29 protein-coding genes and 5 tRNA genes are annotated in these 24,172 nt (G+C 31.9%); 32 read left to right on the top strand and 2 right to left on the bottom strand.

The features are described 5' to 3' along the window. The first annotated feature begins 41 nt into the window (after positions 1 to 41). A tRNA-Leu gene (locus ACTTBO_RS05685) sits at positions 42 to 127 on the top strand. A gap of 4 nt (positions 128 to 131) precedes the next feature. Next, entirely contained in the window at positions 132 to 902 is a 771-nt protein-coding gene (locus ACTTBO_RS05680; protein ID WP_440656756.1) for an NAD kinase, read from the top strand. A gap of 152 nt (positions 903 to 1,054) precedes the next feature. Here ACTTBO_RS05680 and ACTTBO_RS05675 read toward each other — a convergent pair. Together ACTTBO_RS05675 and rlmB are read right to left on the bottom strand one after the other, a co-directional pair. Further along, positions 1,055 to 1,130: transfer RNA gene (locus ACTTBO_RS05675), tRNA-Thr, on the bottom strand. A 33-nt stretch (positions 1,131 to 1,163) separates the two neighbouring features. Then, positions 1,164 to 1,907, bottom strand: a complete 744-nt coding sequence (rlmB, locus tag ACTTBO_RS05670; protein WP_440656755.1) for a 23S rRNA (guanosine(2251)-2'-O)-methyltransferase RlmB — start codon at positions 1,905 to 1,907, stop codon at positions 1,164 to 1,166. A 130-nt stretch (positions 1,908 to 2,037) separates the two neighbouring features. Here rlmB and ACTTBO_RS05665 point away from each other — a divergent pair. The 30 genes from ACTTBO_RS05665 (at position 2,038) to rpsN (ending at position 24,168) form a co-directional block, all read left to right on the top strand. Further along, positions 2,038 to 2,123 (top strand) — tRNA-Tyr (locus ACTTBO_RS05665). A gap of 46 nt (positions 2,124 to 2,169) precedes the next feature. After that, positions 2,170 to 2,243: transfer RNA gene (locus tag ACTTBO_RS05660), tRNA-Gly, on the top strand. Positions 2,244 to 2,288: 45 nt separating this feature from the next. Continuing rightward, positions 2,289 to 3,479, top strand: a complete 1,191-nt coding sequence (tuf, locus tag ACTTBO_RS05655) for an elongation factor Tu (RefSeq protein WP_262589086.1) — start codon at positions 2,289 to 2,291, stop codon at positions 3,477 to 3,479. 10 nt (positions 3,480 to 3,489) lie between these two features. Beyond that, positions 3,490 to 3,565, top strand: a tRNA-Trp gene (locus tag ACTTBO_RS05650). Positions 3,566 to 3,582: 17 nt separating this feature from the next. Next, positions 3,583 to 3,774, top strand: a complete 192-nt coding sequence (gene secE / locus ACTTBO_RS05645; protein WP_262589088.1) for a preprotein translocase subunit SecE — start codon at positions 3,583 to 3,585, stop codon at positions 3,772 to 3,774. Continuing rightward, a complete protein-coding gene (nusG, locus tag ACTTBO_RS05640; RefSeq protein WP_262589089.1) occupies positions 3,774 to 4,304 on the top strand; it encodes a transcription termination/antitermination protein NusG in 531 nt (176 codons plus the stop codon). Before secE ends, nusG begins: the two co-directional genes overlap by 1 nt. Then, positions 4,304 to 4,729, top strand: a complete 426-nt coding sequence (gene rplK / locus ACTTBO_RS05635) for a 50S ribosomal protein L11 (protein ID WP_262589090.1) — start codon at positions 4,304 to 4,306, stop codon at positions 4,727 to 4,729. Before nusG ends, rplK begins: the two co-directional genes overlap by 1 nt. After that, positions 4,729 to 5,418, top strand: coding sequence for a 50S ribosomal protein L1 (gene rplA / locus ACTTBO_RS05630; protein WP_440656754.1), 690 nt, complete (start codon positions 4,729 to 4,731; stop codon positions 5,416 to 5,418). The genes rplK and rplA overlap by 1 nt, the downstream gene beginning before the upstream one ends. Positions 5,419 to 5,423: 5 nt before the next feature. Continuing rightward, complete coding sequence (rplJ, locus tag ACTTBO_RS05625) at positions 5,424 to 5,942, top strand: 50S ribosomal protein L10 (protein WP_440656753.1); 519 nt, start codon at positions 5,424 to 5,426, stop codon at positions 5,940 to 5,942. A gap of 6 nt (positions 5,943 to 5,948) precedes the next feature. After that, a complete protein-coding gene (gene rplL, locus ACTTBO_RS05620) occupies positions 5,949 to 6,314 on the top strand; it encodes a 50S ribosomal protein L7/L12 (protein WP_440656752.1) in 366 nt (121 codons plus the stop codon). 56 nt (positions 6,315 to 6,370) lie between these two features. Further along, a complete protein-coding gene (gene rpoB, locus ACTTBO_RS05615; RefSeq protein WP_440656751.1) occupies positions 6,371 to 10,456 on the top strand; it encodes a DNA-directed RNA polymerase subunit beta in 4,086 nt (1,361 codons plus the stop codon). Continuing rightward, entirely contained in the window at positions 10,456 to 14,628 is a 4,173-nt protein-coding gene (rpoC, locus tag ACTTBO_RS05610; RefSeq protein WP_440656750.1) for a DNA-directed RNA polymerase subunit beta', read from the top strand. The genes rpoB and rpoC overlap by 1 nt, the downstream gene beginning before the upstream one ends. Before the next feature lie 168 nt (positions 14,629 to 14,796). Continuing rightward, positions 14,797 to 15,168 (top strand): 30S ribosomal protein S12, encoded by a 372-nt coding sequence (gene rpsL, locus ACTTBO_RS05605; RefSeq protein WP_075506813.1) that lies wholly within the window; start codon positions 14,797 to 14,799, stop codon positions 15,166 to 15,168. After that, entirely contained in the window at positions 15,168 to 15,638 is a 471-nt protein-coding gene (rpsG, locus tag ACTTBO_RS05600) for a 30S ribosomal protein S7 (RefSeq protein WP_075506812.1), read from the top strand. The genes rpsL and rpsG overlap by 1 nt, the downstream gene beginning before the upstream one ends. 6 nt (positions 15,639 to 15,644) lie before the next feature. After that, complete coding sequence (gene fusA, locus ACTTBO_RS05595) at positions 15,645 to 17,723, top strand: elongation factor G (protein ID WP_440656749.1); 2,079 nt, start codon at positions 15,645 to 15,647, stop codon at positions 17,721 to 17,723. After that, entirely contained in the window at positions 17,723 to 18,031 is a 309-nt protein-coding gene (gene rpsJ / locus ACTTBO_RS05590) for a 30S ribosomal protein S10 (RefSeq protein WP_023853699.1), read from the top strand. The genes fusA and rpsJ overlap by 1 nt, the downstream gene beginning before the upstream one ends. 2 nt (positions 18,032 to 18,033) lie before the next feature. Further along, a complete protein-coding gene (gene rplC, locus ACTTBO_RS05585) occupies positions 18,034 to 18,744 on the top strand; it encodes a 50S ribosomal protein L3 (protein ID WP_440614291.1) in 711 nt (236 codons plus the stop codon). Then, complete coding sequence (gene rplD / locus ACTTBO_RS05580) at positions 18,744 to 19,367, top strand: 50S ribosomal protein L4 (RefSeq protein ID WP_262589100.1); 624 nt, start codon at positions 18,744 to 18,746, stop codon at positions 19,365 to 19,367. Before rplC ends, rplD begins: the two co-directional genes overlap by 1 nt. Position 19,368: 1 nt before the next feature. Continuing rightward, the gene (rplW, locus tag ACTTBO_RS05575) at positions 19,369 to 19,662 is read left to right on the top strand and encodes a 50S ribosomal protein L23 (RefSeq protein WP_262589101.1); all 294 of its coding nucleotides are present in this window, start codon (positions 19,369 to 19,371) and stop codon (positions 19,660 to 19,662) included. A gap of 3 nt (positions 19,663 to 19,665) precedes the next feature. Then, positions 19,666 to 20,505, top strand: a complete 840-nt coding sequence (gene rplB / locus ACTTBO_RS05570) for a 50S ribosomal protein L2 (protein WP_075506807.1) — start codon at positions 19,666 to 19,668, stop codon at positions 20,503 to 20,505. Then, positions 20,505 to 20,795: a 30S ribosomal protein S19 gene (gene rpsS, locus ACTTBO_RS05565; protein ID WP_440656748.1), complete on the top strand. Its 291-nt coding sequence runs from the start codon at positions 20,505 to 20,507 to the stop codon at positions 20,793 to 20,795. Before rplB ends, rpsS begins: the two co-directional genes overlap by 1 nt. A gap of 2 nt (positions 20,796 to 20,797) precedes the next feature. Next, positions 20,798 to 21,196: a 50S ribosomal protein L22 gene (rplV, locus tag ACTTBO_RS05560; protein ID WP_075506805.1), complete on the top strand. Its 399-nt coding sequence runs from the start codon at positions 20,798 to 20,800 to the stop codon at positions 21,194 to 21,196. Then, positions 21,180 to 21,860, top strand: a complete 681-nt coding sequence (gene rpsC / locus ACTTBO_RS05555; RefSeq protein ID WP_075506804.1) for a 30S ribosomal protein S3 — start codon at positions 21,180 to 21,182, stop codon at positions 21,858 to 21,860. Before rplV ends, rpsC begins: the two co-directional genes overlap by 17 nt. Beyond that, the gene (rplP, locus tag ACTTBO_RS05550; RefSeq protein WP_075506803.1) at positions 21,860 to 22,270 is read left to right on the top strand and encodes a 50S ribosomal protein L16; all 411 of its coding nucleotides are present in this window, start codon (positions 21,860 to 21,862) and stop codon (positions 22,268 to 22,270) included. Before rpsC ends, rplP begins: the two co-directional genes overlap by 1 nt. Next, positions 22,271 to 22,462: a 50S ribosomal protein L29 gene (rpmC, locus tag ACTTBO_RS05545; RefSeq protein ID WP_075506802.1), complete on the top strand. Its 192-nt coding sequence runs from the start codon at positions 22,271 to 22,273 to the stop codon at positions 22,460 to 22,462. Then, positions 22,455 to 22,691, top strand: coding sequence for a 30S ribosomal protein S17 (rpsQ, locus tag ACTTBO_RS05540; RefSeq protein ID WP_428080011.1), 237 nt, complete (start codon positions 22,455 to 22,457; stop codon positions 22,689 to 22,691). The genes rpmC and rpsQ overlap by 8 nt, the downstream gene beginning before the upstream one ends. Beyond that, the gene (gene rplN, locus ACTTBO_RS05535; protein ID WP_008544079.1) at positions 22,691 to 23,059 is read left to right on the top strand and encodes a 50S ribosomal protein L14; all 369 of its coding nucleotides are present in this window, start codon (positions 22,691 to 22,693) and stop codon (positions 23,057 to 23,059) included. Before rpsQ ends, rplN begins: the two co-directional genes overlap by 1 nt. 1 nt (position 23,060) lies before the next feature. After that, on the top strand, positions 23,061 to 23,306 hold the full coding sequence (gene rplX / locus ACTTBO_RS05530; RefSeq protein WP_262589105.1) for a 50S ribosomal protein L24: 246 nt from the start codon (positions 23,061 to 23,063) through the stop codon (positions 23,304 to 23,306). Beyond that, the gene (gene rplE / locus ACTTBO_RS05525; RefSeq protein WP_262589106.1) at positions 23,306 to 23,860 is read left to right on the top strand and encodes a 50S ribosomal protein L5; all 555 of its coding nucleotides are present in this window, start codon (positions 23,306 to 23,308) and stop codon (positions 23,858 to 23,860) included. Before rplX ends, rplE begins: the two co-directional genes overlap by 1 nt. A gap of 2 nt (positions 23,861 to 23,862) precedes the next feature. Then, entirely contained in the window at positions 23,863 to 24,168 is a 306-nt protein-coding gene (gene rpsN, locus ACTTBO_RS05520; RefSeq protein WP_440618342.1) for a 30S ribosomal protein S14, read from the top strand. The last annotated feature ends 4 nt before the right edge of the window (positions 24,169 to 24,172 follow it).

The following is a 24,172-nucleotide window of genomic DNA, read 5'->3' as shown; positions in this document are numbered from 1 at the left end:
AGTTATAAATTATTGTGGATATAACAGTGAAATTCATTAATGCCCTCGTGGTGAAATTGGTAGACACAAAGGACTTAAAATCCTTGCCGCTTGCGGAGTGCCAGTTCGAGTCTGGCCGAGGGCACCATTAAATGAACAAGTTACAAATTATTTCTGATAAAAATAAGAAATCTCTAAATATAAAAAATATTTTATTAAAAAAAATTAGTTCTAATAATTTTCAAAACAAAAATTTAACCATTGTTATTGGAGGCGATGGTTTTATGCTCCAAACTCTTAAAAGAAACAAAAATTCAAATAAGTTTTTCTATGGGATTAACTCTGGAAACTATGGTTTTCTAATGAATAAATTTTCCTCGAAAGATATTACAAAAAACCTTTCCAAAGCAAATATGGTTTCAATTTCTCCTTTAGAAATGATTGTAAGAAATAAAAATAATCAAATCAAAAAATCTATAGCTATTAATGAAGTTTCTGTATTAAGACAGAGCAGACAAGCAGCATCGTTATCAATTAAACAAGGTTCTAGACAAATTATAAAAAAATTAGTTTCTGATGGAGTTTTAGTGTCTACACCTGCTGGAAGCACTGCTTACAATTTATCGGTTCATGGACCTATATTAAGTCTTCATTCAAAAAAATTATCCATATCTCCAATTAGCGCATTTAGACCAAGAAGGTGGAAAGGTAAAATAGTTAATGATAAATCTAAAATTGTTATCACAAATCTAAATCCATCAAAGAGACCCATTAGTGCAGTTGCAGATAATTTGGAAGTAAGAAATGCGAAATCTATTACTGTTAAAATAAATAATAAAATTAAGTTTAATCTTCTCTATGATAAAAATAGAAGTTTACAAAAAAAAATTAAAATTGAACAAATAAGAAAAGAAACAAATTAGATTTAATGAATAAATTTAATCCAATTATAGTAATTGCTTTAGTTTTATTTGCAGGATTTTTTGCATTTAAATTAATGTCATTCTTCGGTTGTTATGTTCGTATCGAGAATTTTGATAAGTGTTTGAAGTTAACTGCTTGGTAAAGAAAAAAGTGGTGCCCCCGCACGGATTCGAACCGCGGACCTATTGATTACAAATCAATTGCTCTACCAACTGAGCTACAAGGGCATGCGCAATAATTATTAATTATTTGTTAAATAATCAACTCTTTTTTTTTAAATAACTCAAGTGATGAAACACTATTGCTGCACTATTTGATATATTCAAACTTTCTATTTCTTCATTGATGTCAATTTTGACAAAAAAGTCTGCATATTTTCCAGTGTGTTGCCTCATTCCAAATCCTTCTGATCCAAAAAGTAAAATATTATTTCCCTCCCATTTGACATCAGTAAAATCCTTTTGGCCCTTTGAATCAAAACCATAAACCCAAAAATTTCTTTCTCTTAAATTTTTTAAGGTAGAATTAATATTTGAAACTTCAAAAATATTTACATGCTCCATACATCCGCTCGCTGATTTATACATTAGTTTACTATCCTTTGGAAAATGTCTCTCTTTAATTATTACACCATCAATTTTAAAAGATGCTGCGCTTCTAATGAGTGAACCTATATTTCTTGGATCAGTAACTTCATCCAAACATACAAAGGTTAAATTATTTTTTTCTTTAATAAATTCTTTTAATTCTGGTTGATCTAAATGTTCAATCTCAGCAACATATCCATTATGCATTAATTGTTCTTTTGATGAGTATTTGTCTAACTCTTTTTTTGATTTAAAATAGACTTTTACCTCTTCAAGAAGATTTTTATTTGGATTTTTTCTATGAATATTTTTTTTAGCATCCTCTGTTAAAAACACTCTTAAAACTTTCCTATTTGGATTACGTAATGCTTCCATTACCGCATGTTGACCAACAATAAAAAAAGATGATTTATTCATAAAATTATGATGTGTTTTACACGTTTTTTAATAGTTTTTCTTAATAAATCACGTGTTGCATTTGGATAAATAAAATATATAAAACGCATGTTATTTGAAGCTATATTGAACAAGGGGACACTTCCCCAAAGGAGGGGTTCCAGAGCGGTCAAATGGGGCGGGCTGTAAACCCGTTGACTTCGGTCTTCGAAAGTTCGAATCTTTCCCCCTCCACCATTTAATATAATTTTAAATAACAATGGAGTGTTACTCTTGGGGTTGTGCGGGTGTAGTTCAATGGTAGAACGCTAGCCTTCCAAGCTGGATGTAAGGGTTCGATTCCCTTTACCCGCTCCAAGAAATTAAAGTAAGAAACAAAAAAAAAACTGAGGTTAAAAAGAAATGTCAAAAGAAAAATTCGTACGAAGTAAACCCCACTGTAACATTGGGACTATTGGTCATGTCGACCATGGTAAAACAACTCTTACTGCAGCTATAACAAATGTATTAGCTGAAGCTGGTGGTGGAACAGCTGTAGCATACGATCAAATCGATAAAGCTCCAGAGGAAAAAGAAAGAGGAATTACAATTTCTACAGCACACGTTGAATATGAAACTGAAAAAAGACACTATGCTCACGTAGACTGTCCTGGTCACGCTGACTATGTAAAAAATATGATTACTGGTGCAGCACAAATGGATGGAGCAATATTGGTTGTTAATGCAGCTGATGGTCCTATGCCACAAACAAGAGAACATATTCTTTTAGGAAGACAAGTTGGTATTCCAGCAATTGTTGTTTACCTAAATAAAGTAGACCAAGTTGATGATAAAGATATGATTGAACTTGTAGAAGAAGAAATTAGAGAACTTTTAACTTCATACAAATATCCTGGAGACACAACTCCAATCGTTAAAGGTTCGGCTTTAGCAGCAGTTGAAAAAAGAGATGATGAAATTGGAAAAAATTCAATTTTAGAATTAATGAAAGCTGTTGATGAACATATTCCGCAACCAGCTAGAGAAGTTGACAAACCATTCTTGATGCCAGTTGAGGACGTATTTTCAATTTCAGGAAGAGGAACAGTTGCAACTGGAAGAGTAGAATCTGGTGTAATTAAAACTGGTGAGGAAGTTGAAATCGTTGGAATTAAAGAGACAAAAAAATCAGTTTGTACTGGAGTAGAAATGTTTAGAAAACTTTTAGACTCTGGTGAAGCTGGTGATAACGTAGGAATTTTATTGAGAGGTATTGAAAGAACTGACATTGAAAGAGGTCAAGTTCTTTGTAAGCCTGGATCAATAACTCCTCATACTAAATTTGAAGCTCAAGCTTATATTCTTAAAAAAGACGAGGGTGGAAGACACACTCCTTTCTTTACAAAATATAGACCGCAGTTTTATTTTAGAACAACAGACGTTACAGGAGAAGTAGAATTACCAGCAGGTACTGAAATGGTTATGCCAGGTGATGATGCTAAATTCACTGTTAAACTGATTACACCTATTGCAATGGCAGAAAAATTAAACTTTGCTATTAGAGAAGGTGGTAGAACTGTTGGAGCAGGAGTAGTAACTAAAATTATAGAGTAACTCTATAAATAGGAGTGTAGCTCAATTGGTAGAGCGCCGGTCTCCAAAACCGGAGGCTGAGGGTTCGAGTCCCTCCGCTCCTGCCAATTCGAGCTAAAGAATTATGAAGAACCCGATTAAATTTATTCAGGAAGTAAAACAAGAGGCTTTCAAAGTTACTTGGCCTACTTGGAAAGAAACTTTGCAAGGTGCTTTAATGGTATTTGTTATGGCGGTTGTAATGTCTCTATTCTTTCTTTTATTAGATCAGGTTCTTAAATTCTTCTTAGAATTGTTGTTAAAGGTGAGTATTTAATGAAAAATTGGTACATTGTTCAATCACACTCCAGTTTTGAAAATAAAGTTGCTTCATTAATTAAAGAAGAAGCGGATAAGGCTAAAATAAGTGAGAAATTCGAAGAAATTATAGTTCCAACTCACGACGTAACGGAAGTTAAAAGAGGAAAGAGAATTCAAAGAAAAAAGAAATATTTTCCTGGATACGTACTAATAAAGAGTGAAATGGATAACAATATTTATCATATGATCAAAGGAATAAAGAGAGTTAGTGGTTTCCTTGGATCAAAAGGAATCCCAGTACCTGTTTCTGATAAAGAAGTTGAGAAGATTCTAGGTCAAATTAAAGATGGTGTGGCACAGCCAAAATCTGGTATAGATTACAGCGTTGGAGAAAAAGTACAGGTTGTTGATGGTCCATTTGCATCATTTAATGGAATGATTGAAGAAATTGATGAAGAAAAAGCTAGACTTAAGGTGTCAGTTTCTATATTTGGTCGTCCAACACCGGTAGATTTAGAATATAACCAAGTTGAGAAAGTAAGTTAATGGCAAAAGAAATAAGTGGATTTATAAAGTTACAAATTAAAGGCGGACAAGCTAATCCTGCTCCTCCTGTTGGTCCTGCTTTAGGACAACGTGGCGTTAATATAATGGAATTTTGTAAAGCATTTAATGATAAAACAAAATCTATGGCTGGAAAACCTGTTCCAGTTGAAATTACTGTTTATAAAGATAAAAAATTTGATTTTAAAATTAAATCACCACCAGCATCTTTTTATATTAAAGAAGCTGTTAAATTAAAAGGTGGATCAAAAGAGCCAGGAAGAAATATTGTAGCTTCAATTTCAAAAAAACAATTAGAGGATATTGCTAAAGAAAAAATGAATGATTTAAATGCTCACGATATAAATGAAGCAGTAAAAATTATTGCAGGTTCAGCTAGATCAATGGGTATAGAGGTGAAAGAATAATGGCTTCAAAAAGATATAAAAAATTGCCTGAAAAAACTAAAGACTTAAACTCAGAGTCTATTGAAAAATTATTACCTGAGCTTAAAAAAAACTGCACAACAAAATTTGATGAATCTTTAGATTTAAGTTTTCAAATAAATAACAAACAAAAAAAAAGTGAAGTCAACATTAGAACTGTAGTAAATCTTCCAGGAGGAACAGGTAAAAAAGTAAAAGTTGCTGTAGTTTGTGAAGACAATAAAGCACAAGAAGCAAAAGATGCAGGTGCTGATATTGTTGGTGGAGATGAATTTGTTGAACAAATCAAAGGTGGAGATTTAAACTTTGAAAAATTGATTTGCACACCAGGAATGATGATTAAACTTTCGAAATTAGGAAAAGTTTTAGGTCCAAAAGGATTAATGCCAAATCCAAAACTTGGTTCAGTATCTGAAAATATTAAACAAGCAGTTACTGATGCAAAATCAGGACAAGTTGAAATTAGAAATGATAAAGATGGAAATATCGGTGTAAGTATTGGAAAAAAATCATTCAGTGATGATCAATTATTAAAAAATTATAATGCAATAATAGATGCATTAGAAAAAGAAAAATCTAACAACACACTCAAAGGTGATTTAATAAAAGGTGTTTTTGCAACTTCTACTATGGGTGTTTCGTACAAAGTTAAATTAGGAAAATCGATATAGTTATGATGAACAAAGAGCAAAAGAAAAATTATATTGAAGAAATGACCTCTAAATTTGAGAGTAGCAAAGCTGTAATGGTTACACACTATCAAGGCTTAACAATGACACAATTAGATGATTTAAGAGCAAAAATGAGAGAGCATGGTATTGTCTTTAAGATCACTAAAAACAGAATTACAAAATTAGCATTGGAGAAAACTAAGTGTAAAGATTTATCTAATCTTTTCACAGGTCCTACAGCAGTTGCATTTGGTGAAGATGCAATAATGTCCGCAAGAATCTTATCTAAATTTGCCAAAGAAAATGAGAATCTAAAATTAATTGGTGGAATAATGGATGATGAGGTCTTGGATCAGGCCGGTGTCCAAAATGTAGCTAGTTTACCTACACTAGACGAAGCAAGAGCCAATATTATAGGTATTTTAAACGCTCCAGCCTCAAAATTAATTAGTATTTTGCTTGCACATTCGGAAAAAATGAGTAGTTTGTCCGCAGAAAATTCTGAAACACAACCCAAAGAGTAGAAAAATATGCCTGACCTAAATAAAATTATTGAAGACTTATCAAGTTTGACTGTTGCTGAGGCAGCCGAACTTTCAAAACAGTTAGAAGAAAAGTGGGGTGTAACTCCAATGGCAGCAGCGGCTCCAGCAGCAGCAGGTGGTGCAGCTCCAGCAGAAGAAAAAGATGATTTCACTATCATGTTAGTTTCTGCAGGTGATAAAAAAATTAATGTTATTAAAGAAGTAAGAGCAGCTACTTCATTAGGTTTAAAAGAAGCTAAAGATCTTGTAGAGGGAGCACCAAAAGAAGTTAAATCGGGTGTTAACAAAAAAGAAGCTGAAGAGATCAAAGCTAAATTAGAAGCTGCTGGCGCAAAAGTAGAACTTAAGTAAATTAATTAGAAAGAATTCAAATACTGATTATTTTTAATCAGTATTAATAAATATAAATGCAATTATCTTTTACTGAAAAGAAAAACATTAGAAAAAGTTTTGGTAAACTAAAAGAAAGCTTATCAATACCAAATCTTATTGAAGTTCAAAAAAATTCTTACAAAGAATTAACAGAATACTATGCCGAAACTGAATTAACAAAAGGTTTTGATAGAGTATTCAAAAGTATTTTTCCAATTGAAGATTTAAATGACAAAGCAACTCTTGAATATGTTTCATACAGATTAGAAAAACCTAAATTTGATGTTGAAGAATGTATAACAAGAGGTTTAACTTATTCTTCAGCTCTTAAATGTACTTTAAGATTAGTTGTTTACGAAATAGATCAAGAGAACAATACTAAAGATATTTTATCAGCAAAAGAACAAGAAGTTTACATGGGTGAAGTTCCTATGATGACTAATAGTGGGACGTTTATTACTAATGGTGTTCAACGTGTTGTTGTAAACCAAATGCACAGAAGCCCAGGTGTTTTCTTTGATCATGACAAAGGAAAAACACACGCAAGTGGAAAATTATTATTTAATTGTAGAGTAATACCTAACAGGGGATCTTGGTTAGATTTTGAATATGATGTTAAAGATTTTTTATATTTTAAAATTGACAGAAAAAAGAAAATATTTGCTTCAACATTACTTTTAGCTTTAGGTTTTTCTAAATCAGAAATTGTTGATGAGTTTTATGATAGTGAGCAATATACTTTTGATCCTAAGACAGAAAAATGGAAAACTAAATTTAACCCTGAGAATTATAAAGCTAAAAACTTTTCAGAGGAAGTAATTGATGCAAAAACTGGTGAAGTAGTAATAAAATTAGGTGATAAAATAAATTTTTTAAATGCAAAAAAATTAGCTAACGATGGGCTTAAAGATATTTTAGTTTCAAAAGAATCTCTTTTTGGAAAATTCTTACATAGAGATGTTAAAGTAAGTGATGAAGAAGAAGGTACTTTTAAAATTGGTACTGAACTAAATGATACAATTATTCAACAAATATTGGATGGAAATATTCACTCTTTGCAAATATCAGTAACAAATTCCATAAATAAAGGACCTTATTTATTAACAACTGTTTTAGCAGACAAAAATAACTCTAAAGACGAAGCTATAACTGAAATATATAAAATGCTAAGACCTGGTGAACCTCCAACAATAGAGATAGCTACTCAAATATTTAATAATCTTTTCTTTAGCTCAGACAGATACGATCTATCTGATGTTGGTAGAGTAAAAATGAATTCAAGACTAAACCAAGAGTGTTCTGATAAAATTACGATCTTAAGAAATGATGACATTATTGCAATTATTCACAAAATGTTAGATTTGCGAGATGGCAAGGATGATGTAGATGATATTGATCATTTAGGAAATAGAAGAGTACGTTCTGTAGGTGAATTAGTTGAAAACCAAGCGAGAATTGGTGTTTACAGAATGGAAAGGGCTATTAAAGAAAAAATGACTACTTTAGATGTTGAGTCTGCTATGCCACAGGATTTAATTAACGCAAAACCACTAACTGTTTCATTGAAAGATTTTTTTGCTAGCTCTCAACTTTCACAGTTTATGGATCAAACGAACCCATTGTCAGAAATTACACATAAAAGAAGAGTTTCTGCTCTTGGACCAGGTGGACTAACAAGAGAAAGAGCAGGATTTGAAGTTCGTGACGTTCACCCAACTCATTATGGAAGAATTTGCCCAATTGAGACTCCAGAGGGGCCAAACATTGGTTTAATAAATAGTTTATCAACTTATGCAAAAATAAATAAATATGGCTTTATTGAAAGCCCATACAAAAAAGTAAAAGATGGAATTGTGCAGGATAAAGTTGAGTATTTATCTGCAATGGAAGAAACCAAATTTACAATTGCTCAAGCAAATACAAAGTTAGATAAAAATGGAAAGATAGTTGAGGAGCTTGTTTCTTGCAGACAAAATTTAAACTTCCTTTTATCAAAACCAGATGCAATTGATTATATCGACGTTTCACCAAAACAACTTGTTTCTGTTGCGGCATCTTTAATACCTTTCTTGGAAAATGATGATGCTAACAGAGCTCTAATGGGTTCTAACATGATGAGACAAGCAGTTCCTCTTTTAAAACCAGAATCTCCATTGGTTGGTACTGGAATTGAAAGTGATGTGGCTTTAGACTCTGGTGTAACGATTGTTGCTAAGAGAGATGGAGTTGTAGATAAAATTGATGGTAAAAGAATTGTTATTAAAGTAACAGAAGAAACTGATTTCAGTGAATCAGGTGTAGATATTTATAACTTACAAAAATTTAAAAGATCAAACCAAAATACATGTATTAACCAAAGACCACTTGTTAGAGTTGGTGATAAAGTTAAATCTGGTGATATTATTGCAGATGGTCCATCAACAAAATTAGGTGAATTAGCACTTGGAAAAAATGTAACAGTAGCATTTATGCCATGGCAAGGTTACAACTTTGAAGACTCAATTTTGATTTCAGAAAGATGTGTAACTGACGATGTATTTACTTCGGTACATATTGAAGAATACGAAATAATGGCAAGAGACACAAAACTTGGGGAAGAAGAAATTACCAGAGATATTCCTAATGTTAACGAGGAAGCTTTAAAAAATCTTGATGAGTCAGGTATAGTTTACATTGGAGCTGAAGTAAACGCTGGTGATATTTTAGTTGGAAAAGTTACTCCAAAAGGTGATTCAGCATCAGGACCAGAAGAAAAACTATTGAGATCAATTTTTGGAGAAAAAGCTATTGATGTTACTGATACATCTTTGAGAATGTCACGAGGTGCTAGTGGTACAGTTGTTGATGTAAGAGTATTTAACAGACATGGTATTGAAAAAGATGAAAGATCAATAACTATTGAAAGAGCTGAAATTGAACAAGTTCAGCAAGATAAATTAGTAGAGGAAGAAATTTTAGAGAGAAGTATTAAACAAAGAGCTTCACAAATTTTATCAGGATCATCATTAACTAAAAAAGTAAAGGATTTATCTGAAGGAACAAAACTTGATTTTGATGCAATCAATAATCTTTCTATAAATGATGTATTTAAAATAACAGTTGGAAATGTAAATGATGAAGCAACTTTGGCACAACTTAAAGATCAATACAACAAAGCAAAACAAGACATTACAGAAAGATTTGAAGATAAAGTTTTAAAAATTAGAAGTGGTGATGATTTATTACCAAGTGTTATGAAAATGGTAAAAGTTTTTGTAGCTATTAAGAGAAGATTAAGACCAGGTGATAAAATGTCAGGGAGACATGGTAACAAAGGTGTTGTTAGTAAAATAGTACCTGTTGAAGATATGCCATATAGAGAAGATGGTAGACCAGTAGATATTGTTTTAAATCCTTTAGGTGTTCCAAGTAGGATGAATGTAGGTCAAATTTTAGAAACCCATCTAGGTTGGGCTTGTAAAGAATTTGGTGAACAGATTAAAAATTTAGTTAATGAAAATAACAAAAAAATAGAAAGAACTGAAAAAATAGAAAAATTCTTAAAATCTGTATATGGAGAAGAAACTTTCAATGAAAAAGTAGACAAATTAAGTAAGAACGAATTTAAAGACCTGTGTGAAAATTTACAAAATGGTATTGCAATATCAACACCTGTTTTTGATGGTGCTAAAGAGAAAAATGTAACTGACATGTTAAAGTTAGCGAACTTACCAGGATCTGGTCAAACTTATTTATGGGATGGAAGAACTGGAGAAAAATTTGACAGACCAGTTACAGTTGGAATAATTTATATGTTGAAACTTCATCACTTGGTTGAAGATAAAATTCATGCAAGATCTACAGGTCCTTACAGTTTGGTTACACAACAACCTCTTGGTGGTAAAGCACAATTAGGTGGTCAAAGATTTGGAGAAATGGAAGTATGGGCTCTTGAAGCTTACGGAGCTTCTTATACTTTACAAGAAATTTTGACTGTAAAATCCGATGACGTTGCTGGAAGAGTTAAAGTTTACGAAACTATAGTTAAAGGTGAAGAGAATTTCGAGTCCGGTATTCCAGAGTCATTTAACGTCTTAGTTAAAGAAATTAAATCATTAGCATTAAACGTGGAGCTTAATTAATGAAAAAAGAATTAACTGATTTATTTAAAGGAAGCGAAATTTCAGAAGCGCAAAATTTTAATAGTATTAAAATTTCTTTAGCTAGTCCTGAAAAAATTAAATCTTGGACATTTGGTGAAATTAAAAAACCAGAAACTATAAATTATAGAACATTTAGACCAGAGAAAGATGGTCTATTCTGTGCAAGAATTTTTGGACCAATCAAAGATTATGAATGTTTATGTGGAAAGTATAAACGAATGAAATTTAGAGGTATTATTTGTGAAAAATGTGGCGTTGAGGTAACAAAATCTAATGTAAGAAGAGAGAGAATGGGCCACATTAATCTTGCAACTCCTGTGGCACATATTTGGTTCTTAAAATCATTACCAAGCAGAATTGCACTTGCTGTAGATATGAAGTTGAAAGAGATCGAGAGAGTTCTTTATTTTGAAAACTTTATAGTAATCGAACCAGGATTAACTGGTTTGCAAAAAAACCAACTTTTAAATGAGGAAGAATTAGCAAAATATCAAGATGAATTTGGAGAAGAAAGCTTTACTGCAGGTATTGGAGCTGAAGCTGTTCTTGAGATGTTAAAAAATCTTGACTTAGAATTAGAAAGAAAAAGTCTTGTTAGCTTTATTAAAGAGACTAAATCTAAAGTTAATGAAGAAAGAGCAATTAAGAGATTAAAATTAATAGAGTCATTTATCGAAACTGGTCAAAAACCAGAGTGGATGATTATGACTGTGGTTCCAGTTATTCCACCAGAATTAAGACCTTTGGTTCCGCTAGATGGTGGTAGATTTGCTACTTCAGATCTTAACGACCTGTATAGAAGAGTTATTAATAGAAATAACAGATTAAAAAGATTAATGGATCTTAAAGCTCCGGACATCATTGTTAGAAATGAAAAAAGAATGCTTCAAGAGTCTGTTGATGCTCTTTTCGACAATGGAAGAAGAGGTCGTGTTATTACTGGAACAGGTAAAAGACCACTCAAATCTCTTGCAGAAATGCTTAAAGGTAAGCAGGGTAGATTTAGACAAAACTTATTAGGAAAAAGGGTAGATTACTCTGGAAGATCAGTAATTGTTGTCGGTCCAGACCTAAAATTACATGAGTGTGGATTACCAAAAAAAATGGCTTTGGAGTTATTTAAACCATTTTTATACGCAAGATTAAATAAATTAGGTTTAGCATCTACAATTAAACAAGCTAAAAAATTAGTAGAGAAAGAAACCAATGCTGTATGGGATGCATTAGAGTTAATCGTAAGAGAACACCCTGTTTTATTAAACAGAGCACCAACACTTCATAGACTTGGTGTTCAAGCTTTTGAACCAAAATTAATTGAAGGTGATGCAATCGAGCTACACCCCCTAACTTGTGCAGCTTTTAATGCTGATTTTGATGGTGACCAAATGGCTGTTCATGTACCTTTAAGTTTAGAAGCTCAGTTGGAAGCAAGAATATTAATGCTATCAACGAACAACATTCTATCTCCTTCAAATGGTAAACCTATAATCGTTCCAAGTCAGGATATGATTTTAGGAATATATTATCTTTCACAGGAACCAGTATCGGATAAACCATCTGGATACTTTACTAATTCTGATCAAATAGAGTTTGCATTATCTTCAGGTGAAATTAACGTTCATAGCACTATTATTTCAAGATATGAAACTGTTGACGAACAAGGAAATAAGAAGATTGAAAAATATACATCAACTGCAGGAAGATTTTTATTAGCCAACCTATTACCAAAAAATAGCAATATTAAATTTTCATTAGTTGATAGATTGCTACCAAAAAAAGTTGTTTCTGAAATAATTGATGTGGTTTTCAGATTCTGTGGTCAGAAAACGACAGTTATTTTCTGTGATAAACTTAAAGATTTGGGATTTAAGCATGCATTTAAAGCAGGAATTTCATTTGGAAAAGATGATTTAATTATTCCTGAAAATAAAACTCAATTAATTGATGATACTAAAAAATTAATTGCTGATTATGAAACCCAATATGCCGAAGGTTTGATTACAAGAGGCGAGAAGTACAACAAGGTTGTCGATGCATGGTCTAAATGTACTGATAAAGTTGCGGGTGAAATGATGAAAAGAATTTCTGCAACTGAAAAAACAGAAGAGGGTTTAAAAATAAATTCAGTATTTATGATGGCTGATAGCGGTGCTAGAGGTTCAGCAGCGCAAATGAAACAATTAGCTGGTATGAGAGGATTAATTGCAAAACCTTCAGGTGAAATTATTGAGAGTCCAATTATCTCTAACTTTAAAGAAGGTTTAACAGCCTTAGAGTATTTTAATTCTACACACGGAGCAAGAAAAGGATTAGCAGATACCGCGCTTAAAACAGCAAGCTCTGGTTATTTAACAAGAAGATTGTGTGATGTTGCTCAAGATTTAACAGTAACAAAAATTAAATGTGATGAACCAGGTTTTATTGAACTATCAGAGATCTTAGAGGGTGGTAATGTAGTTGTTAGTTTAGCAGAAAGAGCACTAGGTAGAGTTACAGCTGCTGAAGTGAAAAATCCTTTAAGTGGCGAGGTAATAATCAAAAAATCTGAAATGATTGACGAGGCAGGCTGTGATAAAATTGATGCAGCAGGTGTTAAATCTATAAAAGTTTATTCAGTAATGACTTGTAGCTCTAAAGAGGGTGTTTGTGCTACTTGTTACGGAAGAGATTTATCTAGAGGTAAAATGGTGCATGTGGGTGAAGCAATTGGTATGATTTCAGCTCAATCAATTGGTGAACCAGGTACTCAGTTAACGATGAGAACATTCCACGTTGGGGGAACAGCTTCGGTTAAACAAGATAACCAAATTATCAGCAAAAGTGATGGAACATTAAAAATTATTAACTCAAATATTCTAGAAGATTCTAAAAAGAATTTAATTGTTATGGGAAGAAATACTCAACTTTCTATTGAGGATGATAAAGGAGTTCAAATAGCAGTTTATAAAGTTGCTTATGGATCAAGATTATTTTTTAATAATGGAGATAAAGTTAAAGCAAATACAAAAATTTGTGAGTGGGATCCATATACAACTCCAGTTATTGCTGAAAAGAGTGGTATTGCAAGTTATGTTGATTTAATAGATGGTGTTTCAATTCAAGAAACTACTGATGATGCAACTGGTATTTCATCAAAATCTGTGATTGATTGGAGAGGTCAATCTAAGAGTACAGATTTAAAACCAAGAATTACTTTAAGAGATGAAAAAGGAAATGTAATTAAAAAAGCAGATGACAATGAAGCTAGATATTACTTAGTACCAGATTCAATTTTATCAATTAAAGATGGTCAAAAAGTTTATGCTGGTGATGTTATTGCAAGATTGCCCAAAGAAACAACTAAAACCAAAGATATTACTGGAGGTCTTCCAAGAGTAGCTGAACTTTTTGAAGCTAGAAAAGCTAAGGACAGTGCTATTATTGCCGAAAATGATGGAAGTGTTGTTTTTGGAAAAGAAGTTAGAGGTAAACAAAGAATTTCGATTGTTCCTGAAGACGGATCAGAACCATCAAATTATTTAATTCCAAAAGGAAAACACATTAACTTTAATCCTGGTGAAAAAATTCAAAAAGGTGAATATCTTTTAGATGGACAGCCATTACCGCATGATATTTTAAGAATTTTAGGCATTAAAGAATTAACAGAATATTTTGTTAATCAAGTTCAAGAAGTATATCGATTACAAGGTGTAATAATTAACGATAAACATATTGAAACAATTCTAAGACAAATGCTCAAGAAAGTTGAAGTTAAGGTATCTGGAGATTCAAGTTATTTACCAGGTGAAGTGGTTGATAGAATAAAGTTTGATAATACTAATGAAAAATTAGTTGCTGAAGGCAAAACTCCTGCAGTTGGAGAAAGAGTTTTAATGGGTATTACTAAAGCTTCACTCCAAACAGAATCATTCATTTCTGCTGCATCTTTCCAAGAGACAACAAGAGTATTAACAGATGCTGCAATTAAAGGGAAAGTTGATCCATTAAACGGTTTAAAAGAGAACGTAATTGTTGGAAGATTAGTTCCTGCTGGTACGGGTAATATCAAGAACAGATGGAACAACAAGGCCTTGGAAGATGATAATAGCTTCTTAGCAGAACAAGATAAACTTGAAGCTTCTGATCCTGAAGAAACACAAGCAAATCAATAAAAAAATCACCTAAAAATTGCAGTTTTAGTTTGACAATAGCTGATTAATAAGTATTTTGGCGATGTTTTTGGTTGGAATGTAGTGCTCTTGAGGTACTAAACGCTGCCACAAAATAACCTGTCAGTTATTTTCATCTCAAAAATAAATTAATTAATTTTAAAAAAAATTATGCCAACTATTAATCAGTTGTTAAGAAAAAAAAGAGTTAAACAAGTTTCTAGGAACAAAGTTCCTGCTTTACAAAAGCAACCTTTAAAAAGAGGTGTTTGTGTTAAAGTTTATACAACCACTCCAAAAAAACCAAACTCTGCATTAAGAAAAGTCGCTAGAGTTAGATTGTCAAACGGTTTTGAAGTAACTGCTTATATTCCAGGTGAAGGACATAACTTGCAAGAACACTCAGTTGTACTAATTAGAGGTGGAAGGGTTAAAGATTTACCTGGTGTTAGATATCATATCTTAAGAGGAAATTTAGATACACAAGGTGTTGCAAATAGAAAACAGAGAAGATCTTTATACGGAACAAAAAAAGGTAAATAATGTCTAGAAAAAAAACTCAACCCAAAAAAAATGTAGTTCCTGATCCAAAATTTAATTCAACTATAATTCCAAAATTAATAAACAACATTATGTATGATGGCAAAAGAGGTATTGCTGCAAAAATAGTTTATGAAGCAATAGAGAAAATCAAAACAAAAACTAAAGATGAACCTATAAATATTTTTAATGAAGCAATTAACAACATTAAACCAACTGTAGAGGTTAGATCGCGAAGAGTAGGTGGTGCAACATACCAAGTGCCAGTTGAGGTAAAAAGTAAAAGAGCTCAAGCACTTGCAATAAGATGGTTAGTTGATTCTGCTAGAAAAAGAAAAGATAAACACATGGCAGATAAAATTTTTAACGAACTGTATGATGCTTATGAAAAAAAAGGTGCTGCAGTAAAAAAACGAGAGGATGTTCATAAAATGGCAGAGTCTAATAAGGCATTTGCTCATTTTAGATGGTAAAAAATTATGGCTAGAACTCATACATTAGATAAATATAGAAATATTGGGATCATGGCCCACATAGACGCTGGTAAAACGACTACTACAGAAAGAATTTTATATTATACAGGAAAAAGTCATAAAATTGGTGAAGTACACGACGGTGCTGCAACAATGGACTGGATGGAACAAGAACAAGAAAGAGGTATCACAATTACTTCTGCAGCAACAACTTGTTTTTGGAATGACCACAGAGTTAATATAATTGATACTCCAGGCCACGTAGATTTTACAATTGAAGTAGAAAGATCTTTAAAAGTATTAGATGGTGCTGTGGCTGTATTTGATGGAGTTGCTGGTGTAGAGCCTCAATCTGAGACAGTATGGAGACAGGCAGACAAATATAAAGTTCCGAGAATTTGTTTTGTAAATAAACTTGATAGAACTGGTGCAGATTTCTTTAGATGTGTTGATATGATCAGAGATAGATTGGGTGCTAAACCATTAGTTTTACAAGTACCTATCGGAATTGAAGCTTCTTTGACTGGTGTAGTTGACTTAGTTAAAATGAAAGCTCAAGTATGGAAAAATGAAGCATTAGGTGCTGAGTGGGAATATAAAGATATACCTGATGATTTAAAAGAAATTTCAGAAAAATACAGAACTGAATTAATTGAGTCTGCAGTTGAGCAAGACGAAAATTTAATGGAAGCGTATTTAAATGGTGATGAAATTAAAGAGGAAGATTTAGTTAAGTGCATTAGAAAAGGAACTTTAAATTTTAGCTTTGTTCCTGTTTTAACTGGTTCAGCTTTTAAAAATAAAGGTGTTCAACCTTTATTAGATGCGGTTATTAATTACCTTCCAAGTCCAGTGGATATTGGATCTATTAAAGGAACTAAAGTTGGTTCAGATGATGAAATTGAAATGAAATTCGAGGATGGATCGTCTTTTTCAGGTTTAGCATTTAAAGTTGCAAATGATCCATTTGTTGGTTCATTAACATTTGTTAGAATTTATTCTGGTACAATTAAATCAGGTACAGCTGTGTACAATTCTTCATCAGATAAAGAAGAAAGAGTTGGTCGTATGCTTTTAATGCATGCAAACTCTAGAGAAGATATTAAAGAAGCAAATGCAGGTGATATTGTTTCTTTGGCGGGTTTAAAAAATACTATGACAGGTCATACTTTGTGTGACAAAGAAAACCCTGTTTTATTAGAGCCAATGGAATTTCCTGAACCAGTAATTGAAATTGCTGTTGAGCCTAAAACAAAAGGTGACCAAGAAAAAATGGGTGAAGCTTTAGCAAGATTAGCTAAAGAAGATCCATCATTTAGAGTATCATCTGACGAGGAATCTGGTCAAACAATCATCAAAGGTATGGGTGAACTTCACTTAGATATTATTGTTGATCGTATGAAAAGAGAATTTAAAGTTGAGGCAAATGTTGGGGCTCCACAAGTTGCTTACAGGGAGACAATAGAAAAATCAGCTGAATTTGAATATATACATAAAAAACAAAGCGGTGGCGCTGGTCAATTCGCTAAAGTAAAATTATTTGTTGAACCTCAAGAACCAGGTAAGGGTAGAGAGGTTGAAAGTGCCATTAAAGGTGGAGCTATTCCAAAAGAATTTATACCTGGTGTTGAAAAAGGTATTGAGACAGTTTCTGATAGTGGGATTTTAGCAGGGTTTCCTATGATTGATTACAAAGTAACGATTGTTGACGGTTTACATCATGATGTAGACTCAAGTGTTCTAGCATTTGAACTTGCCAGCAGAGCATGTTTTAAAGAAGCTTGTACACAAGGTGGATTAAAGCTTTTAGAGCCTATTATGAGAGTGGAAGTTGTTACTCCAGAAGATTATATGGGAGATGTAATTGGTGATTTAAACAGTAGAAGAGGCCAAATTAGCACTCAAGAGCAAAGAGGTAATGCAACTGTAATCACTGCAATGGTTCCTTTAGCAAATATGTTTGGTTACATAAATAATCTAAGATCAATGTCTCAAGGAAGAGCGCAATATTCAATGTTCTTTGATCATTATTCTAAAGTTCCACAAAATGTTCAAGACGAAGTAACTAAAAAGGTAGCAGGTTAATGGAAAAACAAAATATTAGAATTAAACTAAGAGCATACGACAATAAAGTCTTAGATGCTTCTACCGAGGAGATAGTTAATACAGTTAAAAGAACTGGAGCTACTATAAAGGGTCCAATACCACTTCCTACAAGAATTGAAAGATACACAGTATTAAGATCTCCACACATTGATAAAAAAAGTAGAGAGCAATTTGAGTCTAGAACCCACAAAAGATTAATTGATATTATTGAACCAACACCACAAACAGTAGAGGCTTTGATGAAACTAGACTTAGCCTCAGGTGTAGATGTGGAGATAAAAATATAATTATGAGTGAGATAGCTTTATTAGGTAAGAAAATTGGCATGACTAGAGAGTTTTATAAATCTGGTCAATTAGTGCCTGTTACAGTTCTTAAAGTTGAAAAAGCTAGAGTTATTCAAGTAATTGAGGAAGAAAAAAGAGGTTATAAAGCTGTTCAACTTGGATATGGAAAAATAAAAAATTCAAAATTAACAAAAGCAATGAAAGGTGTTTTTGCAAAGAAAAACACTGAAGCTAAGAAAAAATTAAAAGAATTTAGAGTGAACGATACTTCTGCCTATAAAGAAGGAAATGAATTTGGTTTAGAAATTTTCAAAGATATTAAATTTGTAGATACAAGATCAAAAACAATTGGAAAAGGTTTTGCTGGTGCAATGAAGAGACATAATTTTGGAGGCTTAAGAGCCAGTCATGGTGTTTCTATTTCTCATAGAGCTCATGGTTCAACAGGACACAGTCAAGATCCAGGTAAAGTTTTTAAAGGGAAAAAAATGGCTGGTCATATGGGTGATAAGCTAAGAACAATGCAAAATATCGAAATAATAAAAACAGATTTAGAAAATGAGCTACTTTATTTAAAAGGATCTATTCCAGGATCAAAAAATGCTGAAGTGATGGTTAAAAAATCAGTAAAAAATATAAACAAAATGACAATCAGTGAAAAACAAGCTGCTGCTGAGGAAGCAAAAAAAACACCAGATAAAAAGAAAAAATAATGAAATTAGATAAAATTAGCATAGACGGAAAAAAAGATACTATTGAAGTGTTAGATAAAATATTTTCTGCAAAAATCAATCAAAAGTTAGTTGCTAGTGTTTTGTACAAAACAAACGCTAACTACAAAGGTAGACACGCTAAGACTAAACAACAAAATGAGGTAAAAGGTCCGACATCAAAAATTTATGCACAAAAAGGAACTGGTGGAGCAAGACACGCTAGTAGAAAAGCTCCTATTTTTGTTGGTGGTGGTATAGCTCATGGTCCAAAAGGTGAATTAGCTTATAAAAAAAGAAAGTTGAACAAAAATGAAAAGAAACAAAGTGTTGCTTCTTTAATTACTGAAAAAAATAATAACAAGAACTTATTGATTTTAAATGATTTTAATTCTGAAATTAAAAAAACAAAAGAAATGAATTCAATAATTAACAAATTGGAGATTTCTAATTCACTAATTATTCTTGATAAAAATTCAAAAGATAAGATAGAAAAATCTGTAAGAAATATTCCAAACGTTAAAGTTACTGATGTAAATCATTTTAGTGCTTATGATATAATAAAATTTAAGAAAGTTGTTTTTACAGAAAGTTCAGTAAAAGAATTGGAGAAAAGGTATTCTTAATATGGATAAAATTCATTTGTACGACAAAATTCTTTTTCCAGTTGTTACTGAGAAATCAACAAACTTATCAGAATTGAATAAAATTACTTTCAAGGTTCCTGATGGTGCTAACAAAAAAAACCTAAAAAAAAATATTGAAAAAATTTTTAAGGTTAATGTCACTAAAATTAACATCATCAATAAACAAAATAGAACTAAGCTTACTAGAGGTAAAAAAGTGAAAGTTTCAGGATACAAAAAAGCAATCATAACTCTAAAAAAAGGTCAAAGCATTGATCTAACAACAGGAATTTAATAAATGGCATTAAAAACTTTTAAACCATACACAAAATCTACGAGAGGTACTATTTTAGTAGATAGAACAGGTCTATGGAAAGGTAAACCTTTTAAAACTCTTGTTTCTCCAAAAAATGCTATGAAGGGAAGAAATAACAATGGACACATCACTTCAATTAACAGAGCAGGTGGCCATAAGAAAATGTATAGACATGTTGATTTTTATAGAAAAAAATTTGACATGGAGGCTACTGTTGAAAGAATAGAATACGATCCGAATAGATCTTGCTACATAATGTTGGTTAAATTTGAAGATGGAACACATTCGTATTTTTTAGCTCCTCAAAAAATTAAAGTTGGTGATAAGATTGAGAGTGGATCAAAAAAAGAGATTAAAATTGGAAATTGCATGCCGCTACAAGATATACCAGTTGGTATCAATATTCATAACGTTGAAATTCAACCAGGCGGTGGCGGTAAAATAGCTAGAGCAGCTGGTTCTTCAGTTACGATTAGTGGATTAGATGGAAATTATAGTTTAATTAAATTAGCATCAGGGGAAGTACGTAAAATAGACTCAAGGGCTTTAGCTACTATTGGAATATTAAGTAATCCTGATCAAAAAAATATTAAAATTGGTAAAGCTGGTAGATCAAGATGGTTGGGAAGAAGACCTCATACTAGAGGTGTTGTTAAAAACCCAGTAGATCACCCACATGGAGGTGGTGAAGGTAAGTCAGCCGGAGGAAGACATCCGGTGTCTCCAACAGGACAATCAGCAAAAGGTTTAAAGACTAGAGATAATAAGAGAACAGATAAATTTATAGTTAAGAGAAGAAATAAAAGGAAGGATACTAAGTAATGGCTAGAGCTGTATGGAAAGGACCATTTGTTGAAGAAAGCTTGATGAAAAAAGTAGACAAGTACAGAGATGATCCGAAGAAAATTCCAATTAAAACTTGGTCTAGAAAATCTACTATTCTTCCAGATTTCGTAGGGGTAGCTTTTCAAATATATAATGGTAAAAAATTTATTCCAATAACAGTATCAGAAGATATGGTTGGTCATAAATTAGGAGAGTTTGCGCCAACAAGAACTTTCTTTGGACACACACCAGCTGATAAGAAAGCTAAACCAGCAGAGAAAAAATAATTATGGGTAAGAAAAAGAAAATTGATAAAAACAACGATAAGACTGTAAAGTCTATAAACAATGGAATTAGATCTAGCGTAAGAAAGATTAATCCAATTCTAAAAAGTATTGTTGGTAAAAAGGTCGATGTAGCTATTAGAGATCTACAGTTTTCGGAAAAAAGAGTTACCAGAGATATTAGAAAAACAATTAGCTCAGCTGTTGCAAACGCTGAAAATAACTTTCAATATGATATTGACAATTTAATTGTCAAAGAAGCGTATTGTGGAAAAAAAATTGTTATGAAAAGATTTAGACCAAGAGCAAAAGGTAGAGCGGCACCAATTTTAAAACCTTGGTCAACAGTAACTATAATTTTATCAGAGGCAAAACAAATGGAGAAACATGGGACAAAAGGTTAATCCTGTAGGTTTTAGATTAGGTGTAAACAGAGGTTGGGACTCTGTTTGGTATGCTAAGAAAAAAGATTTTGGCAACTATCTAATTGAAGATTTTAAAATAAGAGAATACATCAAGAAAAATGTGATTAATTCAGGTGTATCTAAAGTGATGATAGAGAGAACATCAAACAAATGTTACGTCACAATTTACACATCTAGACCAGGATTTGTAATTGGTAAAAAAGGTAGTGATATTGATAAAATTAAAAACAACTTATCAAAATTTACTACAAATGAGGTAAACTTAAATATCAAAGAGGTTAAAAAACCTGAAACAAATGCATATTTAGTTGCTGAAAACATTGCACAACAGTTAGTAAAAAGAATTTCATACAGAAGAGCCATGAAAAGAGCCATGCAATCATGTATCAGACTAGGTGCAAAAGGGATTAAAGTTTCAGTAAGTGGAAGATTAGGTGGTAATGAGATCGCTAGAACCGAATGGTTAAGAGATGGTAGTATACCATCACACACTTTAAGAGCAGATATAGATTATGCAGAAGCGGAAGCTCTTACAACATATGGAATTATTGGAATTAAGGTTTGGATCTATAAAGGTGAAGTTTTTGCAAGAGAATTTAGCCAGGAAACAAACAAAGTCACTCCAAAGGAAGGTAAACAATAATGCTTCAGCCAGTAAGAACTAAATGGAGAAAAGCTCATAAAGGAAGAATTCATGGTAATGCTACTAGAGCAAGTACTATTAATTACGGTGCATATGCCTTGAAGGCATTACAGCCTGAAAGAGTTACTGGAAAACAAATTGAAGCTGCTAGGGTTGCTTTAACTAGACACATGAAAAGACAAGGAAGAGTTTGGACAAGAGTTTTTCCAAATATTCCAGTTTCTAAAAAACCAATAGAAGTTAGAATGGGTAAAGGAAAAGGATCACCAGAATATTTTGCTTGTAGAGTAAAACCTGGAAGAATTTTATTTGAAGTTGATGGTGTTTCTGAACAAATTGCCAAAGAGGCACTTTATAAAGCTTCAGCAAAGTTACCAATAAAAACAAAGACAATAAAGAGATTTGCATAAATGAAAAAACAAGAAATTAAAAAATTAAGCAAAGATGAAGTTATCAAAAATATTGATAAGCTTAAAAAAGACTTATTTAATTTTCGTTTTCAAAAAATGAATTCTCAAATAACTAATCCTGCAAAAATTGGAGAAACAAGAAAAACAATTGCAAGATTGAAAACAATTTTAAAAGGAAAATCAAATGCCTAAAAAAATATTAACAGGAGTGGTGATAAGCGACAAACCTAATAAAACAATTACAGTTATGGTAGAAAGAAAATATTCACACCCTGTATTGAAAAAAGTCATTAGAGTCAGAAAAAATTACAATGCTCATGATGAAAATAATACATTTAAAACAGGTGATAAAGTTTCAATTATTGAAAGCAAACCATTTTCAAAAAATAAAAAGTTTCAAGTTATGGAGAATAATAAATAATGATTGGTGTACAGACAGAATTACAAGTTGCTGACAACACTGGTGCAAAAAGAATAGAGTGCATCAAAGTATTGGGTGGATCTAAGAGAAGATATGCCAGTATTGGAGATACAATTGTAATTGCTGTGAAAGAGGCTATCCCTAAGGGCAAAGTAAAGAAAGGAACAGTTCATAAAGCTGTAGTAGTAAGAGTTAAAAAAGGAATTCATAGAAACGATGGATCAAAAGTAAAATTTGATAATAATGCAGCAGTATTAGTTGACGATAAGGGTGAACCAGTTGGTACTAGAATATTTGGCCCTGTAACTAGAGAATTAAGAAGTAGAGGGCAAATGAAAATAATTTCACTAGCGCCGGAGGTTTTATAGGATGATTAAAAAAGGTCTAAAAGTAAGAGTGCTAACTGGAAAAGACAAAAAAAAAGAAGGTGAAGTTATCGAAATCGACAGAGCAAATAATAGAGCCAAAGTAAAAGAAATTAATATGGTTAAAAAACACGTTAAAACAACAAAAGAGAAAAAAGGTGGTATTTTTTCAAAAGAAGGTTTTATTCATTTATCAAATTTAAAATTAATAGATGAAAAAGCAGAAAAGAAAAAAGAGGCTAAGAAATAATGACTCCAAGATTAAAAGAAATTTTTAATAAAGAAATACAACCAGCTTTAAAAGATCAATTTGGCTTCAAAAATATTTACATGGCTCCAAGAATTGAGAAAATTGTTTTAAACATGGGTCTTGGTTTAGATGGTTCTGATTCTAAAATCCTAAAATCATGTGAAGAGGATATGGCTAAGATAACAGGCCAAAAACCTGTGACTACAAAATTTAAAAAATCTGTAGCAAACTTTAAGACAAGAAAAGGGTCTAATGCAGGTTTAAAAGTTACTTTAAGAAAGAACAAAATGTATGAATTTTTAGACAGATTGGTGAATATTGCTCTGCCAAGAATTAAAGATTTTAGAGGATTATCACCAAAAGGGTTTGATAAATTCGGAAATTATACTTTTGGCATAAAGGAACATATCATATTTCCCGAAGTTAGTTTTGATAGAGCTGATAAAGTTAGAGGCTTAGATATCGTTATTGTTATAAAAGCAATTAACAAAGAGCACAGCTTTGCATTATTAGAAAAAATGAATTTTCCATTTATTAAAAAAGGAGACAATTAAAAATGGCTAAACTTAGTGCTGTAAATAAAAACAAAAAAAGAATTAAACTTTCAGACAAAATGTTCAAGAAAAGACAAAATTTGAAAAAAGTAATAATGGATAAAAAACTTCCATTAGAGGAAAGATTTAAGGCACAGCAGAAATTATCAAAATTGCCAAGAAATTCAGCTAAAACAAGAGTGATGAATAGATGTGAAATAACAGGTAGACCACATGGTGTTTATAGAAAATTAAAAATATCAAGAATTGCTCTTAGACAATTAGGATTACAAGGAAAAATACCTGGCTTAGTTAAGTCGAGCTGGTAGGAAG

This window comes from Candidatus Pelagibacter sp. HIMB1509 (assembly GCF_052047855.1).
In the GTDB taxonomy this organism is placed as follows: domain Bacteria; phylum Pseudomonadota; class Alphaproteobacteria; order Pelagibacterales; family Pelagibacteraceae; genus Pelagibacter.
Note: the sequence above shows the minus strand (reverse complement) of the source record. Positions and strands in the feature narration are given on the sequence as shown.

Coding starts and splice junctions, on each gene's coding strand:
- rpsC (WP_075506804.1), top strand. CDS start 21,180: ATGGGACAAAAGGTTAATCCTGTAGGTTTTAGATTAGGTGTAAACAGA.
- rpoC (WP_440656750.1), top strand. CDS start 10,456: ATGAAAAAAGAATTAACTGATTTATTTAAAGGAAGCGAAATTTCAGAA.
- rplP (WP_075506803.1), top strand. CDS start 21,860: ATGCTTCAGCCAGTAAGAACTAAATGGAGAAAAGCTCATAAAGGAAGA.
- nusG (WP_262589089.1), top strand. CDS start 3,774: ATGAAAAATTGGTACATTGTTCAATCACACTCCAGTTTTGAAAATAAA.
- rpmC (WP_075506802.1), top strand. CDS start 22,271: ATGAAAAAACAAGAAATTAAAAAATTAAGCAAAGATGAAGTTATCAAA.
- rplN (WP_008544079.1), top strand. CDS start 22,691: ATGATTGGTGTACAGACAGAATTACAAGTTGCTGACAACACTGGTGCA.
- tuf (WP_262589086.1), top strand. CDS start 2,289: ATGTCAAAAGAAAAATTCGTACGAAGTAAACCCCACTGTAACATTGGG.
- rpsG (WP_075506812.1), top strand. CDS start 15,168: ATGTCTAGAAAAAAAACTCAACCCAAAAAAAATGTAGTTCCTGATCCA.
- rplL (WP_440656752.1), top strand. CDS start 5,949: ATGCCTGACCTAAATAAAATTATTGAAGACTTATCAAGTTTGACTGTT.
- rplE (WP_262589106.1), top strand. CDS start 23,306: ATGACTCCAAGATTAAAAGAAATTTTTAATAAAGAAATACAACCAGCT.
- rplV (WP_075506805.1), top strand. CDS start 20,798: ATGGGTAAGAAAAAGAAAATTGATAAAAACAACGATAAGACTGTAAAG.
- rpsN (WP_440618342.1), top strand. CDS start 23,863: ATGGCTAAACTTAGTGCTGTAAATAAAAACAAAAAAAGAATTAAACTT.
- rplC (WP_440614291.1), top strand. CDS start 18,034: ATGAGTGAGATAGCTTTATTAGGTAAGAAAATTGGCATGACTAGAGAG.
- rplK (WP_262589090.1), top strand. CDS start 4,304: ATGGCAAAAGAAATAAGTGGATTTATAAAGTTACAAATTAAAGGCGGA.
- rpsL (WP_075506813.1), top strand. CDS start 14,797: ATGCCAACTATTAATCAGTTGTTAAGAAAAAAAAGAGTTAAACAAGTT.
- rlmB (WP_440656755.1), bottom strand. CDS start 1,907: ATGAATAAATCATCTTTTTTTATTGTTGGTCAACATGCGGTAATGGAA.
- rplB (WP_075506807.1), top strand. CDS start 19,666: ATGGCATTAAAAACTTTTAAACCATACACAAAATCTACGAGAGGTACT.
- fusA (WP_440656749.1), top strand. CDS start 15,645: ATGGCTAGAACTCATACATTAGATAAATATAGAAATATTGGGATCATG.
- rpsS (WP_440656748.1), top strand. CDS start 20,505: ATGGCTAGAGCTGTATGGAAAGGACCATTTGTTGAAGAAAGCTTGATG.
- rpsJ (WP_023853699.1), top strand. CDS start 17,723: ATGGAAAAACAAAATATTAGAATTAAACTAAGAGCATACGACAATAAA.
- rplD (WP_262589100.1), top strand. CDS start 18,744: ATGAAATTAGATAAAATTAGCATAGACGGAAAAAAAGATACTATTGAA.
- rpsQ (WP_428080011.1), top strand. CDS start 22,455: ATGCCTAAAAAAATATTAACAGGAGTGGTGATAAGCGACAAACCTAAT.
- rplJ (WP_440656753.1), top strand. CDS start 5,424: ATGAACAAAGAGCAAAAGAAAAATTATATTGAAGAAATGACCTCTAAA.
- rplW (WP_262589101.1), top strand. CDS start 19,369: ATGGATAAAATTCATTTGTACGACAAAATTCTTTTTCCAGTTGTTACT.
- rplX (WP_262589105.1), top strand. CDS start 23,061: ATGATTAAAAAAGGTCTAAAAGTAAGAGTGCTAACTGGAAAAGACAAA.
- rplA (WP_440656754.1), top strand. CDS start 4,729: ATGGCTTCAAAAAGATATAAAAAATTGCCTGAAAAAACTAAAGACTTA.
- secE (WP_262589088.1), top strand. CDS start 3,583: ATGAAGAACCCGATTAAATTTATTCAGGAAGTAAAACAAGAGGCTTTC.
- ACTTBO_RS05680 (WP_440656756.1), top strand. CDS start 132: ATGAACAAGTTACAAATTATTTCTGATAAAAATAAGAAATCTCTAAAT.
- rpoB (WP_440656751.1), top strand. CDS start 6,371: ATGCAATTATCTTTTACTGAAAAGAAAAACATTAGAAAAAGTTTTGGT.